This window comes from Synechococcus sp. Lug-A, from assembly GCF_024345655.1.
In the GTDB taxonomy this organism is placed as follows: domain Bacteria; phylum Cyanobacteriota; class Cyanobacteriia; order PCC-6307; family Cyanobiaceae; genus MW101C3.
Genome location: NZ_JAGQBN010000003.1, coordinates 175172 through 190416, shown reverse-complemented (window position 1 = coordinate 190416; position 15245 = coordinate 175172). Strand labels below are relative to the sequence as shown.

At 66.2% G+C, this 15245-nt stretch carries 20 protein-coding genes; 7 read left to right on the top strand and 13 right to left on the bottom strand.

Going from position 1 to position 15245, the window contains the following annotated elements; all coding sequences use genetic code 11:
- Positions 1 to 11: 11 nt before the first annotated feature.
- Both KBY86_RS03635 and KBY86_RS03630 read right to left on the bottom strand, forming a co-directional pair.
- Positions 12 to 494 carry a hypothetical protein gene (locus KBY86_RS03635; protein ID WP_233132800.1) on the bottom strand — a complete coding sequence of 161 codons (483 nt, stop codon included), beginning with the start codon at positions 492 to 494 and terminating at the stop codon, positions 12 to 14.
- Between the two features lie 37 nt (positions 495 to 531).
- Positions 532 to 831, bottom strand: a complete 300-nt coding sequence (locus tag KBY86_RS03630) for a hypothetical protein (protein WP_255099494.1) — start codon at positions 829 to 831, stop codon at positions 532 to 534.
- A 226-nt stretch (positions 832 to 1057) separates the two neighbouring features.
- Between KBY86_RS03630 and KBY86_RS03625 the strand changes: the two genes are divergently transcribed.
- On the top strand, positions 1058 to 1768 hold the full coding sequence (locus tag KBY86_RS03625) for a BMC domain-containing protein (protein WP_094510844.1): 711 nt from the start codon (positions 1058 to 1060) through the stop codon (positions 1766 to 1768).
- A 67-nt stretch (positions 1769 to 1835) separates the two neighbouring features.
- Here KBY86_RS03625 and rdgB read toward each other — a convergent pair whose 3' ends face one another.
- The 3 genes from rdgB to KBY86_RS03610 all read right to left on the bottom strand — a co-directional run bounded on the left by rdgB (position 1836) and on the right by KBY86_RS03610 (position 3623).
- Positions 1836 to 2438 (bottom strand): RdgB/HAM1 family non-canonical purine NTP pyrophosphatase, encoded by a 603-nt coding sequence (gene rdgB / locus KBY86_RS03620; protein ID WP_255140255.1) that lies wholly within the window; start codon positions 2436 to 2438, stop codon positions 1836 to 1838.
- Positions 2435 to 2809, bottom strand: coding sequence for a hypothetical protein (locus KBY86_RS03615; RefSeq protein ID WP_144036908.1), 375 nt, complete (start codon positions 2807 to 2809; stop codon positions 2435 to 2437). Before KBY86_RS03615 ends, rdgB begins: the two co-directional genes overlap by 4 nt.
- Positions 2810 to 2963: 154 nt before the next feature.
- Entirely contained in the window at positions 2964 to 3623 is a 660-nt protein-coding gene (locus tag KBY86_RS03610; RefSeq protein WP_094510846.1) for an NAD(P)H-dependent oxidoreductase, read from the bottom strand.
- A gap of 76 nt (positions 3624 to 3699) precedes the next feature.
- Between KBY86_RS03610 and KBY86_RS03605 the strand changes: the two genes are divergently transcribed.
- The gene (locus KBY86_RS03605; RefSeq protein WP_255140254.1) at positions 3700 to 4536 is read left to right on the top strand and encodes a hypothetical protein; all 837 of its coding nucleotides are present in this window, start codon (positions 3700 to 3702) and stop codon (positions 4534 to 4536) included.
- Positions 4537 to 4685: 149 nt separating this feature from the next.
- Positions 4686 to 5258, top strand: coding sequence for a peroxiredoxin (locus tag KBY86_RS03600; RefSeq protein WP_094510848.1), 573 nt, complete (start codon positions 4686 to 4688; stop codon positions 5256 to 5258).
- 293 nt (positions 5259 to 5551) lie between these two features.
- On the opposite strand, the gene cysW is transcribed toward KBY86_RS03600, so the two are convergent.
- Together cysW and cysT are read right to left on the bottom strand one after the other, a co-directional pair.
- Entirely contained in the window at positions 5552 to 6427 is an 876-nt protein-coding gene (gene cysW, locus KBY86_RS03595; RefSeq protein WP_255140253.1) for a sulfate ABC transporter permease subunit CysW, read from the bottom strand.
- Between the two features lie 86 nt (positions 6428 to 6513).
- Complete coding sequence (gene cysT, locus KBY86_RS03590) at positions 6514 to 7383, bottom strand: sulfate ABC transporter permease subunit CysT (protein WP_094510851.1); 870 nt, start codon at positions 7381 to 7383, stop codon at positions 6514 to 6516.
- A gap of 122 nt (positions 7384 to 7505) precedes the next feature.
- Here cysT and KBY86_RS03585 point away from each other — a divergent pair, with 122 nt between their 5' ends.
- Entirely contained in the window at positions 7506 to 8570 is a 1065-nt protein-coding gene (locus KBY86_RS03585) for a sulfate/molybdate ABC transporter ATP-binding protein (protein ID WP_255140252.1), read from the top strand.
- 172 nt (positions 8571 to 8742) lie between these two features.
- On the opposite strand, the gene KBY86_RS15210 is transcribed toward KBY86_RS03585, so the two are convergent.
- Entirely contained in the window at positions 8743 to 9297 is a 555-nt protein-coding gene (locus KBY86_RS15210; protein ID WP_144036909.1) for a Crp/Fnr family transcriptional regulator, read from the bottom strand.
- A 194-nt stretch (positions 9298 to 9491) separates the two neighbouring features.
- On the opposite strand from KBY86_RS15210, the gene KBY86_RS03575 reads away from it, so the two are divergent.
- From KBY86_RS03575 to KBY86_RS03565, 3 genes are all read left to right on the top strand, one after another.
- A complete protein-coding gene (locus KBY86_RS03575) occupies positions 9492 to 10556 on the top strand; it encodes a sulfate ABC transporter substrate-binding protein (protein WP_255140251.1) in 1065 nt (354 codons plus the stop codon).
- 123 nt (positions 10557 to 10679) lie between these two features.
- Positions 10680 to 11735 carry a sulfate ABC transporter substrate-binding protein gene (locus KBY86_RS03570; RefSeq protein WP_255140250.1) on the top strand — a complete coding sequence of 352 codons (1056 nt, stop codon included), beginning with the start codon at positions 10680 to 10682 and terminating at the stop codon, positions 11733 to 11735.
- A 7-nt stretch (positions 11736 to 11742) separates the two neighbouring features.
- Complete coding sequence (locus KBY86_RS03565) at positions 11743 to 12552, top strand: class II glutamine amidotransferase (protein WP_255140249.1); 810 nt, start codon at positions 11743 to 11745, stop codon at positions 12550 to 12552.
- Positions 12553 to 12627: 75 nt separating this feature from the next.
- Here KBY86_RS03565 and KBY86_RS03560 read toward each other — a convergent pair whose 3' ends face one another.
- From KBY86_RS03560 to KBY86_RS03540, 5 genes are all read right to left on the bottom strand, one after another.
- Positions 12628 to 13059 carry an Rrf2 family transcriptional regulator gene (locus KBY86_RS03560; protein WP_255140247.1) on the bottom strand — a complete coding sequence of 144 codons (432 nt, stop codon included), beginning with the start codon at positions 13057 to 13059 and terminating at the stop codon, positions 12628 to 12630.
- A 93-nt stretch (positions 13060 to 13152) separates the two neighbouring features.
- Positions 13153 to 13389 carry a chlorophyll a/b-binding protein gene (locus KBY86_RS03555; protein WP_094510857.1) on the bottom strand — a complete coding sequence of 79 codons (237 nt, stop codon included), beginning with the start codon at positions 13387 to 13389 and terminating at the stop codon, positions 13153 to 13155.
- A gap of 299 nt (positions 13390 to 13688) precedes the next feature.
- A complete protein-coding gene (locus KBY86_RS03550; protein ID WP_094510858.1) occupies positions 13689 to 13829 on the bottom strand; it encodes a chlorophyll a/b-binding protein in 141 nt (46 codons plus the stop codon).
- A gap of 207 nt (positions 13830 to 14036) precedes the next feature.
- On the bottom strand, positions 14037 to 14699 hold the full coding sequence (locus tag KBY86_RS03545; RefSeq protein ID WP_255140246.1) for an HD domain-containing protein: 663 nt from the start codon (positions 14697 to 14699) through the stop codon (positions 14037 to 14039).
- A gap of 13 nt (positions 14700 to 14712) precedes the next feature.
- Positions 14713 to 15180: a TspO/MBR family protein gene (locus tag KBY86_RS03540; RefSeq protein WP_255140245.1), complete on the bottom strand. Its 468-nt coding sequence runs from the start codon at positions 15178 to 15180 to the stop codon at positions 14713 to 14715.
- Positions 15181 to 15245: the final 65 nt, after the last annotated feature.

Sequence of the window (15245 nt, the reverse complement as noted above, 5' to 3'; positions counted from 1 at the left end):
AAGGCTTGCGTTCAGAGCCGGCGGCGGAAGCCTTCGCTGAAGCCCGCGTTGGAGGAACGCTCGTCGTCGCTGGAGCGGCGCAGTTGCCAGACGTTGCGGCCGATGCGCTCGGCCACCACACCGGCACGCCGCACCCGGGGAGCGCCGGGACGGGCGCCCAGCAGCAGACCCACCTCATGGGTGGAGAGGGGAGCGCCGGTGCTGATCGCCAGCGCGATCGCTTCAAGCCGCCCCTTCATCGACTGGAGCTGCACCGGGCTTTCCAGATCGAAGCCATCGGCCTGGGCCACTGGCAGGCCGATCGCCGCGCCGCCCATGCCGCGCATCAGACCCAGACCCACCACCGCCAGCGCCTGCTCCGGCTTGACGCCCTGATCGATCGCGCCGGCGATCCAGCTGGCGAACGACCCATCCCCGCCGCCGTTCGGGTCGCGCGGGATCGGCGTGGTGGATCCGGTGGTGGCAGCGGCGGAACTGGTGCGCTTGGTGGTCATGACCGGAAAGAGACACACGTGGCCGGAAATTACCGGTTCAACTGCGTCTCAACCAGTGGGGGGCGCCACTGAACCAGTCGCCGATGTCATCGTGATCGGGATGAAATGGGGCTGCAGGATCGGGATCGGCAAGATCCAGATCGCTCAGCAGGCGATCCAGGCCATCGTCTGCGTCGTGCAGACGCCGCCGCTCGGTTCGGCGCACCCAGCTGGCCACGGCGCCATCGCGGCTGGCGAACTTCTGGAGATAGATGCGTTCCTGCAAGGTAACCGGTTGGGCCGCTTCGATGCGGCGCAGGATGGCTTGCAGCTTCAAGCGGGTGGTGGGGGTGAGCATGGCGAGCGATGCAGCGGCAGGCCCCTGTGATAGCGGCGCTGGCGGCCGCTGCTGTAGCCCTTCCCACCGAGCCCCGCGCAGCCAGGCCTGGTGGGGGCCGAACGGTAGGATCCGCACCAATTGAACGCCCCACGTCCAGGGGAATCGGCCTGCGGTGCACAGGCGCGGCGGAGGCGAATCCAGCCGATTGCATCCCGTCCGCCGATCGATCCCACTGCCAGCGAACGTGTCCTTCAGCCCCGGCGACTCCAGAGCGCAGCCCGCCCGCCGGTCCAGCCTCACGCGTCTCACCGGCAGCCATAGCCCCTCGATTCAGCTGGGCGCGGAGATCGAGCTGAGGGCCTACGTGTTCCTCGATTCGCTGCAGCCCCAGCTGGCGGCCTACATGGGCACGGTGTCGCAGGGGTTCCTGCCGATCCCCGGCGATGCCTGCCTCTGGCTGGAGGTGGCACCGGGCATGGCGGTGCACCGCCTCACCGACATCGCCTTGAAGGCCAGCACCGTGCGGCTCGGCCAGAAGGTGGTGGAGCGGGCCTTCGGCTCGCTGGCGCTCTATCACCGCGATCAGAGCAGCGTGTTGCTCTCCGGCCAGGCGGTGGTGGATGCCATGGGCACCACGGTGGAGCGGCGCGGGCGTTGCGAGGTCACCTGGTCGGAGATCATCCGCGCCATCACCCCCGACCATGCAGTGCTGATCAACCGCCAGAACCGCCGCGGCTCGATGATCCAGTCGGGCATGAGCATGTTCATCCTGGAAACCGAGCCCGCCGGCTACGTGCTGATCGCCGCCAACGAGGCAGAGAAGTCGTCGAACATCACCGTGGTGGATGTGAAAGCCGTGGGCGCCTACGGCCGCCTCACCCTTGCGGGCCGCGAAGGCGATGTGGACGAAGCCTATGCCGCAGCCATGCGCGCGATCGAGGTGATCAACCGCTAGCCGCCACCCTGGCCGAAGAGTGTGGCGCTGATGATCCGCTGCGGACAGGCTCCGCAGCCGGCAGAGCTCAGACGCCCAGCAACCGGCGCAGCTCCGGGGCCAGCTGGCGGGCGGCCTTGGCGCGGCTGCCGAGCTTCTCGAGCTGATGGGTGCTCATCTCGGCCAGCGTGCAGCCGGCCTCGCGCACATGCAGCAGCGTGTTGTAGCCATAGCCAGAGGCCTGCACCGGGCGGGTAAGGATCTCGCCGCGGCAGATGCCCTCGGCTTCCAGCACGGTGCGGCCGCTGGGATCCGCCAGCGCCAGCGCCGACACGATGGCGGCGCTGCGGTAGGGGGTGTCACCAAGCTCCTGCAACAGCCGGCTGACGCGCTCGGCATCGCTTGGGGCGTAGCGGGCCGAGTAGATGCCCGGCGCGCCGCCCAGGGCATCGACACACAGACCGGAGTCATCGGCCAGGGTCCAGCGGCCGGTGAGGGCGGCCACGGTTTCAGCCTTGAGCCGGGCGTTCTCGGCGAAGGTGGCGCCCGTTTCCTCCACCTCGAGCCCGTCGGGCTGAGGCAGCACCTGCAGACGAGCCGCCTCCAGCATCGCCGCAAGCTCGCGGATCTTGTGCCGGTTGCTGCTGGCGATCACCAGCAGCGGCCCCCCATCACCAACGGCGCGGATCACCGGCTGGCGGGAGCCGGAGCACGCTTCTGACGCGGCAGCGGACCGTCGCGGTCGGAGCGGAAGATCAGCTCCAGGCCGGCGGCATGCAGCGGCAACAGATCAATCAGGGATTGCAGGGTCTGGCGGGTGAGTGGTGCGCCCTTGGTCATGGCTTCGCCGCTCATCAGCACCACATCCAGTTCGGGGCCATCCGACTGGGGCTGCACATCAGCGAACAGCTGCACCGCCAGGCCCTGGGGCGGCACACGCAGCAGGCCACTCAGGTGGACGGGCCCCTGCTGATCGATTTCGGTGCCCAGCTGAACGAGCGCAGGCAGCAGAACGGGAATCAGATCCTGTTCCGCCGCCGGCCCGCGGGGCTTGAGAACCATGATCAATCGAGCCATGGGGGTCAGCGAATCCCCGCATCTTCGCTCAGCGTTCGCCCAAGCTGGCGCGGGCGCGGGCGAGCGGGGAGGCCAACCAGAGGGCTGTGGCTCAGCCCGGAGTGGCAGCGGCATGCGGCGGCTGCGCAGGCCGACGCCTTCAGCGGTGCTCGATCAACTCCGCGGTGGAGTAACGGATCTTCGCCAGGCTGGCGTACTTGTCATCAGCGGAGCGGTAGCCGGCGGCGCAGACCACTGCGCTGCGGTAGGGGGAGGCTTCAAGCCCCAGCAGCCGGTCGTAGTCGGGGGGAGAAAAGCCCTCGATCGGGCAGGTGTCGATGCCGAGCAGCGCGGCCGCCGTCATGAAGGTCCCAAGGGCGATGTACAGCTGGTTGGTGGACCACTGATCGATCAGGGCGCTGCGGGGACCATCGAGCAGGTCTTTCTGCATCATCGAGCGATAGAAGGCCAGCTGCTCGATCGGCTGCTCGCGGATCGTGCTGGTGGCCTCGATCAGGCGATCGAGATCGGCACCGTCGATCGTGCGCTTGGCCAGGAACACCACCAGATGGGAAGCGTCGGTGATCTGCGACTGGTTCCAGGAGAAGGGACGCAGCTCACTGCGCAGGGCAGGATCCTCGATCACCAGGAACTTCCACGGCTGCAGGCCGTAAGAGGAGGGGCTGAGCACCAGCGACTGCTCAAGGTTGCTCCAGAGCTCAGCGGGAATGGTGCGCGCGGCATCGAACATCTTGGTGGCGTAGCGCCACTGCAGAGCCTCCAGCACGGTGAGGGGGTCGGTGGCGGGAGTGGGGCGCATGCAAGGTGGTGCCGGGTTGAGGCGATTCTGGCCACAGGTGGTGGGTTTGGCCGGCCGTGATCGATAGGCTGAGCCAATGGAAAGGCCGCCTGGCTCTGATCGGGAGGCGCTAGGGCAGAAGCGCCAGTGGGAACTCAACCGCGCCAATTTCGATGGCCACTGGCAAGGGCCCACCCGCTGGTATCTCCGTCAGCCCAGCGGCTTTGATTTCCAGCGGCCTTCGCTGGACATTCCCCAGAGCACCTATGCCATTGCGTTCAGCGATGCCGACCACGGCACCTGGCACGGCACCGGCCTGCGCTTCGCCCCTGGCAACGAGCGGATCCTGCCGCTGAGCCGCAACACTTACAACAGCAGTGGCAGCTGCTGGCAATTCCCCGGGGCGGGAGGCCAGTCGAGCCTGACGATGACCGGTGACGTGGCCCGCTGCGGCCACGAGATCAACCTGTTCAGCGGCCGCTCCCGCTCGATGCTGATCGCTCTGTTTGAGCCGATGAGTGACGGCTCCGTCCAGCTTGAATCGGTTGGCGCCACAGCGTTCCGGTGCCAGCGGGGCTCGATCGATCCGCCGCGGGGGCCGCTGGCTTCCGCTGACGAGCTGCTGGAACGGGTGTGCGGCTGGCCGGGTGAGCGGCACGTGCTTGAACCGGGGGTCTGGCCGGAGGAGCCCTCCGCTGCCGCGCCGATCACTGGCTTTGAGCCGGCTGCGTTCGCCCTCCATTGCCACACCGCCGCCTTCGACGACAACCTGGTGTGCTCGCTGCCCGATCGCCTGCCCGCCGGACCCTTTCAGCTCCAGTTCGGCTGCCTGCTGAGGGCCGATCACTTTGCGCAGGTCTGCCTCAGTTTTGACGCCGCCCATCACCTGAGCCGCTGGGAATTGAGCCGGCACCAGCCACCGCGAGCGCCATGACCCACGTGGCGAACCCTGCAGCGCTGATGGGCGGAGGAGGTGGCGAAAACCGACCCTTCACGCCGCTTATCCGAAATGACTATGACTTAATCTGACCGCGACGACGCCCCCAGGCGTTGCAGCGATCTGTACGTTCCGCATTCCCTTTCATGGCTGTCATCGACCGTGTTCCCAGCGTGATCTTCAAGACACGCGTGCGCGACGAATCCGTGGAGGGCCCCAACCCCTTCCGCTGGCAGGATCTGAGCACCGACGACCTGTTCAAGGGCAAGAAAGTGGTGGTGTTCTCCCTGCCCGGGGCCTTCACCCCCACCTGCTCCTCCAACCACCTGCCCCGCTATGAGGAGCTCTCCGCCGAGTTCCAGGCCCTGGGTGTGGATCAGATCGTGTGCGTCTCAGTGAACGACGCCTTCGTGATGTACCAGTGGGGCAAGCAAGTGGGCGCCGACAAGGTGTTCCTGCTGCCTGACGGCAACGGCGAATTCACCCGCAAGATGGGGATGCTGGTGGAGAAGAGCAATCTGGGCTTCGGTCTGCGCTCCTGGCGCTATTCGATGCTCGTCAATGACGGCACGATCGAGAAGCTGTTCGTGGAGCCCGGCTACGAAGACAACTGCGCCAGCGACCCCTTTGAAGTGTCGGATGCCGACACCATGCTTGCCTACCTGAAGGGCACCCAGTCGCCCGGCGTGTCAGCACCGGTGCGTGCCTTCGTGGGCTGATCGCCTCAGCTGAGCTTCCGGGCTCACCTGTCCTGCCTGCCCAGCGGTTTGCCGCTGGGCTTTTGTCTTGGCTGAAGGATGTCCGAGGGAAACGATTGCGGCCCGTGGAATTCTTGAAGGCCGGGCTGATTCCTTAAGCGCCTGGCGGCACCCATCAGCTCCTTGCAACGCCACTAAGCTCCGTGCAACACCATGGCGCTGATGGCCGCAGCCTCTCGCTTTTGACGCACCATTGCACTCTTGGCCACACCATTGCATCCTTGACAGCACCATGTCGATCGTGGCGGCACCTGTCAGCTGATCGACTCCGGCTCGGGAACGCTCTCCTTGCGGGCGCCACCGATCAGCTGCTCCACGAACAGCTTCAGCAGCAGTGATACCAGGCCGGCACCGGCCAGCACCAGGGCCGCGCCATAGGCCAGTTCGGTGTTGTACTGCTTGTAGGCATCTTCGACGAACAGCGGCAGCGTCTGGGTCTGGCCGGCGATATTGCCGCTCACCACGGCCACCGCGCCGAATTCTCCCAGGGCGCGGGCTGTGGTGAGGATCAGCCCGTACACCACCGCCCAGCGCACCGAAGGCAAGGTCACCTTCCAGAACACCTGCCAGTTGGAGGCGCCGAGGGTGCGCGCCGCCTCTTCCTGGTCCCAGCCTTCCTCCTCCAGCAGCGGAATCACCTCCCGCGCCATGAACGGAAAGGTGACGATGATCGTGGCCAGGGCCATGCCGGGCCAGGAAAAGATGATCTTCCAGCCCAGGCTGCTGACCACACCACCGAGCAGTCCGTTGGTGGGGCTGTAGAGCAGCACCAGCATCAGGCCCACCACCACCGGCGAGATCGAGAAGGGAAGGTCGATCACACTGAGCAGCAGGGCTTTGCCGCGGAACTGGCGCCGGGCGATGGCCGTGGCCGCCGCCAGGCCGAACACCGTGTTGGCCGGCACGGCGATGGCGGTGCAGCGCAGCGTCAGCATCACTGCCGAGCGCAGTTCCTCGGACTGAATGTTATCGATGAAGGGTGCCAGCCCCTTGGCGAAGGCGCCGGCCACCACCTCCAGAGCTGGCAGCAGGATGATCACGCCCACATAAAGCATGGCGATCACGGGAATCAGGCTGGCAGCCTGAAACTTGGGCACAGGCAGGCGCCAAACGCGTAACGGTGAAGGCATCGGAATCTCAGGGGTAACGATTCAAGGGCTGATTGGATGGAACGGGCTGAACGCAGCCAACGAACTGCTCACAGCCACCGCACTGCTCAGGCGCCGGTGGCTGGGTTGGCTTCCCAGTGGCGTCCCCACACCTGCAGGCCGTTGATCATCAGCAGGCTCACCAGCGAGAAGCCGAGCATCACCATGCCAATCACGGTGGCGGCTTCGAAGTCATATTCCTCCAGCTTCTGGATGATCAAGGTGGGGGTGATCAGATCCTTGAACGGCACGTTGGAGGAGATCATCACCACCGAGCCGTATTCCCCCACGGCGCGGCTGTAGCCCTGGGCCACACCGGCCAGGATCGCGGGCATCAGCTGCGGCAGCACCACCTTGGTGAGGGTCTGTCTGGGGCTGGCGCCCAGGCACCAGGCGGCTTCCTCCTGGTCGCGTTCCAGGGCCTCAAGCACCGGCTCCACGCTGCGCACCACGAAGGGCAGGGAGATGAACACCATCGCGATCGCCACCCCCAGCCAGGTGAACGACACCTTCAGCCCGAACAGAGCGAACAGGGGACCGCCGATCCAGCCGTTGGTGCTGTAGATCGCCGCCAGGGCCAGGCCCGCCACGGCGGTGGGCAGGGCGAAGGGGAGGTCGATCAGGGCATCGAGCAGGCGCCGGCCGGGGAAGCTGCAGCGCACCAGGGCCCAGGCGATCACCAGCCCGAACACCCCGTTGAGCAGGGCGGCCAGCAGCGACAGGCCGAAGCTGACCCGGTAGGTGGCCAGTGCTTCAGGGGTCGTGGCAAGCCGCCAGAACTGATCCGGGCTCACGGAGGCGGCCTTGAGGGCCAGGGCTCCGAGCGGCAGGAACAGCACGAAGGCCATGTAGAGCCAGGTGATCCGCCACGACCAGCTCAATTGCAGCCAGCTGGGCAGCTCCAGTCGTCGGGCTCGGACCAGCAGGACAGGAGTCATGGCGGAAGACGGCAGCGGTTGGCGGGACCGTATCACCGTTTGCCGATTAGTTCAACGGTACGCCGGTGGGAAATAGGACTATTGCTGTAGCGTGCGGCGGTCGTTCACCGCCTCCCTCTGTCATGGGCATCCGCGTTGCCGGTGTGAGCAAGCAGTTCGGTTCCTTCCGCGCCGTCGACGACGTCAGCCTCGACGTGGAAACGGGTTCGCTGGTGGCTCTGCTGGGGCCGTCCGGCTCAGGCAAAAGCACCCTGCTGCGCCTGATCGCCGGCCTTGAGGAGGCTGACGACGGCCGCATCTGGATCACAGGCGAAGAAGCCACCAGCCGCTCGGTGCAGGATCGGCAGGTGGGCTTCGTGTTCCAGCACTTCGCCCTGTTCAAGCACCGCAGCGTGCGTCAGAACGTGGGCTTCGGGCTGGAGCTGCGTGGCTGGAGCCCTGCCACGATTCGACGCCGCGTCGATGAACTGCTGGAGCTGGTGCAACTGCAGGGGTTCGGCAACCGCTACCCCTCCCAGCTCTCCGGCGGCCAGCGTCAGCGGGTGGCCCTGGCCCGGGCGCTGGCCGTACAGCCCCGTGTGCTGCTTCTGGATGAACCGTTCAGCGCTCTCGACGCCAAGGTGCGCAAGGAACTGCGCGCCTGGCTGCGCAACCTGCACGACGAGATGCACGTGACCACGGTGATCGTGACCCACGACCAGGAAGAAGCCATGGAGGTGGCGGATCGCATTGTGGTGATGAACAACGGCAGGGTCGAGCAGATCGGCTCCCCCGCGGAGATCTACGACCAGCCGGCCAGCCCCTTCGTGATGAGCTTCGTGGGAGCGGTGAACGTGCTGCCGGCCCATGTTCCACTGGCCCCCAGTGGTGCCGCTGTTGCAGGCGGTGCCGCCGAGGCGGCCGCTGCTGCCGTTGCCGGCGAGCAGCAGCAGAAAGGCAATCTGTTCATCCGCCCCCATGATCTGGAGCTGCACCGCACCGCCCAGAGCGGCAGCGTGCCGGCCGTGCTGCGCCGGCTCACTCACATGGGCCGTGACATCCAGGCCGAACTGGTGCTCGGCAGTGGCGAGGTGGTGATGGCCCAGCTGCCACGCGAACGCATCGACTACCACGACCTCAAGGCCGGCGATGCCCTGCACATCACCAGCCGGGAAGCGCGCACCTTCGTGTCCGACTTCGTGATCTGAGCCTCAGCTCCGGGCGGGCGCGGTGGCAGCGCACCTGGCCGGGCCTGATGGAGCAGCAGGCGGGCCAGGCCCTGCTCCTGAACCAGCAGTGCGTCCAGCACGTCCTGGCGATCGCGGCTGTCGAGCTCGCCGTCGCGGCCCCAATGGAGGCACCAGGGAGGGGTGACGGCGCTCATGGCTGGCGGGGGATCAGCAGATCGTTGTCACCCACGGCGACGAGGCGGCCTTCAGCGCGAAAGCGGCTGAGCAGTTTGGTCACGGTGACGCGCGTGAGGCCGCAGAGTTCGGCCAGACCGCGGTGGGTGAGGTTGAGCTCACTCAACGACAGGCGGCAGCCATGGCGGTTGATCTGCCCATGGGACCGGGCGATCCAGGTGAGCAGCGTCAGCAGGCGGCGATCGCCGGCGCGGATGCGCTGGATGGTGAGCAGTTCGGCCAGCATCTGGCGTTCTCTGCGCAGGTGCTGCTGCTGAAGCCCGGGCTCAAAGGTGATGTGCTCCACCACCACGGTGGTGAGGCACTGCAGTTCAAGGGGCTGGATCACGGGATCCTCAGAGGTGATCACCTCGCCAGGCCCCCAGAGGCCGAGGGCGAGGCATTCGCCTTCGAGATCCCAGGCCACAGAACGCACATAGCCCTCATGCAGGCGCCAGCTCATCGCTTCGGGGAGCACGTCCTGAGGGTGGAGCGTCAGCTGCAAGGGGCTGTGGTGCAGGGAAGGTGTCACGGTGTCGGCGGGCGATGGGGTGGCGGTTCGGGCACGGCGAAAGCGAGCAACAGGGGCATTCGCGACGAACAGGCCATGGGGGGCAAGCAACTGCCGGAGACTATGACTTATTCCCGATCGAGGTACCGGTATTTTGAGGCACACCACCTCAGGCGCAGTCGCCATAACTTGCACAAGTTCCCGATCGACGAACCGTGTTTGATTCTTCGACGCCGGCCCCCTTGCGGCGCCGCCAGTTGCTGCTCACCGGACTGGCCCTCCTGCCCCTGACGGCCGGCGCCGCCGTCCACCTGCATGGCTCCATCGCCCAGGCCCAGCAACCGCCCAAACCGATCACGCTCACGGTGGTGTCGTATGCGGTGACCAAGAACGCCTATGACCAGATCTTCCGGCTGTTCGCCGCCGACTGGAAACAGAAGACCGGCCAGACCGTGACCTTCCGCGGCAGCTATGGCGGCTCCGGCAGCCAGGCCCGTGCCGTGATCGATGGGCTGGAAGCCGATGTGGTGAGCCTGGCCCTGGCTGCTGACACGCTGGCGATCGAACGGGCCGGCCTGATCAGGCCGGGGTGGCAGAACCGACTGCCCAACAATGCGGCACCGATCCACTCCACGGTGGTGGCCTTCGTGCGCAAGGGGAACCCCAAACGGATCAACAGCTGGGCTGATCTCGCACGCCCTGATGTGAATCTGGTGGCTGCCAATCCCAAAACATCAGGGGGCGCCCGCTGGAACTTCGTGGCCCTCTGGGGAGCCGTCACCCAGTCGCCGGGCGGCAGCGAGGCCAAGGCCAGAAGCTTCATCCGGGATGTCTATAAGAACGCCGAAGTTCTGCCAAAAGATGCCCGCGAAGCCACCGACTTCTTCCTCAAGCGCAACCAGGGAGATGTGCTGCTCAACTGGGAAACCGAAGCGATCCTGGCCAGGCGCAAAGGGGAGTGGAAGGAACCCTGGAAAACCTTCTCGCCCAATGTGCTGACGGCCCAGCCCGTGGCCGTCGTGGACAGGGTGGTGGACCGGCGCGGCAGCCGTCGGGTGGCGGAGGCCTTCACCCGGTTTCTCTACACCGCTCCAGCTCAGAGAGTGTTCGTGGAGAACGGCTTCCGGCCCGCCACCGCCGCCGGCAAGGCTCTGGCCCGGGGAAGATTCCCAGCCTTCAAGGCCTTCACGATCGACACCTTCGGCGGCTGGCCTGCGGTGACCAGCAAGTTCTTTGCCAATGGCGCCATCTGGGATCAGATCTTCCGCGCCACCCGCTGAGCAGCGGCGCCAGTCCCAGTTTCAACTCCAGCCCCAGCCCACGCGGCCTGGGGCCGATGGCTTGAACACAGTTTCCGATCGGATTGCCGTGGTATCTTTAAGGCGAGTTTCCGACCGGAATACGTGATTAAGTCTTCCCTGCGCCTGCTCGCCCTTTCCGCAGCAGGTTCCCTGCTGCTGCTGACCAGCTGCGGCGGCTCGACGCCAGCCCCGGACGCCGCTGGCGACGCGGCCGGCAGCGGCGGCGAACGGCAGGAGCTGTTGCTGGTCAGCTACGCCGTCACCAAAGGCGCCTACGACCGCCTGCTGCCGAAGTTCATCGCGTCCTGGAAAGCGAAAACAGGCCAGGAGCTCGCGATCAAAACCAGCTACGGCGGTTCCGGCACCCAGACCCGGGCGGTGATCGATGGCCTCGATGCCGATGTGGTGACCCTGGCCCTGGCCGCGGACGTGAACAAACTCGAGGAGTCCGGGTTTGTGGATCCCGGCTGGGAAAAGGAATTCCCCAACGCGAGCATCATCACCAACTCCGCCGTGGCCTTCCTGGTGCGGCCCGGCAACCCCAAGCGCATCGCCAGCTGGGCCGATCTGACCAAGCCCGGCATCACGGTGGTGACAGCCAACCCGAAAACCTCCGGGGGTGCCCGCTGGAATTTCCTGGGCCTGTGGGGCTCGGTGACCCAGTCCGGCGGCAGCCAGCAAAAGGCCGAGACGTTTGTCTCCAGCGTGTACAGGAACGTCGATAACCTGCCCAAGGATGCGCGCGAAGCCTCCGATGTGTTCCTCAAGCGCGACCAGGGGGATGTGCTGTTGAATTACGAAAACGAAGCGATCCTGGCCACCCGCAGTGGTGTGCTCAAGGATCCCTTCGTGGTGCCGGAGCTCAACATCCGCATCGAAGGTCCTGTGGCCGTGGTCGACAAGGTGGTGGAGCGCAAGGGCACGCGCAAGGCCGCCGAGGCCCTGGCCGCCTATCTGTTCAGCGAAGAGGCCCAGGCCGTCTTTGCCGAGGAGGGATTCCGCCCCACCAACCCCACGGTCTGGGCGCGGGTGAAGGGTCGCTTTGCCCCAGTGAAGACCTTCTTCACGGTGGCCGACTTCGGCGGCTGGCCCAAGGTGAACAAGGAGTTCTTCGGCGACGGCGGGCTCTGGGACCGTCTATTCGCCAACACCCGCTGAGCCGACCATGTGTGAGCTGCTGGCCCTGAACGCCAATACCCCCACCGACATGGGCTTCTCCTTCCGGGGGCTGAGCCGCCGCGGGGGGGCCACCGGCGAGCATGCCGACGGCTGGGGGCTGGCCAGCTTCACCCCCGATGGCCATGGCCTCACCGTGCTGCGGGAGGACGCCCCCGCCGCCTTCTCCGCCCTGGCGGATCAGCTGGCGGAGCGCTCCCCCAAGGCACTGGTGAGCATCGCCCACATCCGCAAGGCCACCCGCGGTGTGGTGGCCCTCGACAACTGCCATCCCTTTTCCCGTTCCTGGCAGGGCCAGCGCTGGGTGTTCGCCCACAACGGGGATCTGCAGGGGGAGATTCCGCTGGGAGATCAGCACCGCCCCTGCGGCAGCACCGACAGCGAAGCAGCCTTCTGCTGGATCCTGCAGCAGCTCGATGCGGCCCAGCCCGATGCAGAGAATCCCGCCGCCCTCTTCGAGTTGTTGCACCACTGCGCCGCCGAGCTGGCACAGAGGGGCACCTTCAATGTGCTGATCAGCAATGGCCGCTGGCTGTTCGCCAGCGCCACCACCCGGCTGCACTGGCTCACCCGCCGGGCGCCGTTTGGCAGGGCCACCCTGGCCGATGTGCCCCTGCAGGTGGACTTTTCCTGCGTGACAACCGCCAAGGATGTGGTGACAATCCTCAGCACCGAGCCGCTCACCACCGATGAACAGTGGCAGCCCTTCGCGCGCGGGGAATCGATGCTGCTGATCGACGGGGAAATCCGGCGCCGCCTGCAGCCCAGCAGGAAGGAATTGCAGAGCGTTCAGGTGTGAGCCAGGCGCTCAGGATTCACCACTATTCCTACAGCTCAGGATCCTGATGCAAGCCCACCAGTCAGCAGCGAGCGCTCAGATGTAAAACATCGGCTGGGGCTGGAGCCGTTTGTTTCGTTCCACCAGCAGATCGGCCAGGGTGGTGCTGGAGAGCAACGACGCGCGCGCCTCCTCCAGCTTCTGATCCAATGCCTTGAGCACCTGAAATTCCGGGTCGTCGCGGTCGCCCTGGCGCTCATTGCTGGAATCACCTTCCAGGCAGATCTCCACCGCGGCGATGGTGATGTCCCCGGGCGGCCGGGCCAGCTGGAAACCACCGCGTGGTCCCCGGATGCTGGTGAGAAAGCCATCCTTGCGCAGGGCCGTAAGCATCTGCTCGAGATAGCGCACCGGAATGCCATGCCGGCGACAGATGTCACCGGTCTGCCGCAGTTCACCGGTGCCATGGGCATCGGCCAGATCGATCAGGGCGATCAGGCCATATTCCGTTTTCGCGCTGAACGCCATGGCCCTTGTCACCGACGTTCCACTGTGCCAGGCAAAAGACACTTCACCGGTAGGAAAGCCTGCCCAGGCCTGAGCACGAGCAGGCAGCCGGGCTCAGAAGCAGAACGGCAGGAACTGGGTGCGGCAGGCGACGTAACCGTCGACGAGCGGACCGAGGCCGATCTGGTGGGCGATGCCGGCGCCGGTGAGGGCCTCGGTGAGGATGCCGATCACGATGCCGAGCATGGCGGCGCGGCCGTTGAAGCGCTCGGCGCGCTGGAGCTGCTCCATGTGCAGCTGCTGCTCATCCCGCTCAGGGGCGTAACGGGCGTTGATGGGGGTGTTGGTCATGGCTGGAGGGGCGGGGGATCGGGTGAGCGGGAGAAAAAGGAACGTGAGCCGGGGAGCTGCAGGTCTGGCGAGGCAGAGAAGGTCAGCCCGAAACCGGCCGTCAGTCGGAAGCCGGAGCGGGCTGGAGCAGGGCGCCCACCAACCAGGTGCCAAACAGAACGAGAGCGAGGGTGGCGGTCATTGGCTTTTCGAGGCGAGGTCGCTGGGGCGGGTGAGCATGAAGGTCACCATGCCGGTGAGCACCACCACGAGGGCGAAGACAGCGGCGATCGAAGCGGTGTAATCGGTGTCCATGACGATCAGGAGAGGCCGAGCTGGGAAAGGATGCCCTGACCGGTGAGCAGCTCGGTGCCGAGCCCGATCACGAAGCCGAGCATGGCCAGGCGGCCATTCCAGGTTTCGGCGAAGGCGACAAAACCGAAGCGGGAGGATTCAGCCATGGGGTGTTGCGGAATGTTTCATTGACTGTAACAGATTGTGAAGGGGGTGGGCGGCCGGCCGACGAACACGGGCTGGCCTCCGATCCGATCACGCCAATCCGATCGAACCAGCAGCTCCAACCGTTCCTCTGCAGCGCTCTGCCATGGGGATCGGCACGGCCCAGCCCCTCAACCCACTCCGCAGCCCAATTCCCGCAGCCAGCTCACTCAGAAGAGAGAGTCCGCCGTTAGCCGTTCCAGATAGCTGCTGGCCCAGTCCTCAGCTGCCACCCCAGCAGGAACCAGGCGGAGGTAGGCCTCACTGCCCATCATTTCCTTGAGCGCTTCGCCCAGCCGTTCCTTCGAGCGGCTGTGGGGCAGGCGCTGGTTGAGGGTGTGATGGATCTGCTGCAGATACCAGACAGTGCCATCGAGACCGGCGTTGAAGCGACTCCAGCTGTCGGACTCCCGGCGGGCATCCAGCACCATGTCCTGGGCGTTGTGGGCCTTGTCGGCGGCGGTCACCAGCAGGGAATCCGGCGACACGGTTTGCAGGTGCTCCACATAGCGCGTCTTGCGCAGGATCCAGGGCTCCTTTTGCCCGCCCGCCGCCACAGCTCCGCTGGTGTCCGTGCAATCCGCCACCATGCGGCCGACCCGCTCGCCGAACTGCGCGGCGATCTGGTGCTGGCTGACGCCCGCATCTTCGATGGCGTCGTGCAGCAGCGCCGCAATGGCCTGATCTTCATCGCCGCTGTCTTCCCAGACCAGAGCGCTGACGGCGATCAGGTGGGAGATGTAGGGCACGTTCGGCTTGCCCTTGCGGCGCTGGGGGCGGTGCAGTTCATCGGCCCAGGTCAGGGCCTGGCTGTAGCGGCTCGTGATCACCATGGGCTGCGCGGGGTCACTCAAAGCGTTGGGGGCGTCCGTTGTTGAGCTGCTGCATCTGCCAGGTCACGAAGGTGCCCACAGGGCTCCAGAGCAGATACGGCACCAGCAGCAGAGCCGCCAGCACTGAAATCTGCAGCACAACCACGGTGAGCGCCAGACCCCACACCCAGCCCGCAAATCCCACAGCGGTGCCGTTGGCGAGGCGGCGCGTGCGGCAGATGAACCAGGTGTAGCTCTGAACCAGAACCAGCAGCCCGAAGTAGCCCGCCATCAGCCCCCAGCTCCAGCTGGCGTTCCAGGACAGCAACGCCGAGGCATAGAAGCAGGCGTAGATCGCCACCCAGATCGCCGGAATCAGGCGCTCGAAGGTGAGCCAGGCGGGGCGGCGCAGGCGGATGAACCAGGCGAACTGGTCCCGTCCGGGGTTGAGCAACACCCCCACCGCCACCATCACCAGCAGGATCAGCAGGGCAGCGACCATGGCGCTCGAAACAGTCCGCTCCAGCCTGGCGCGCCCGTCGCCGGGTGGGCCTCACCGCGACCGCT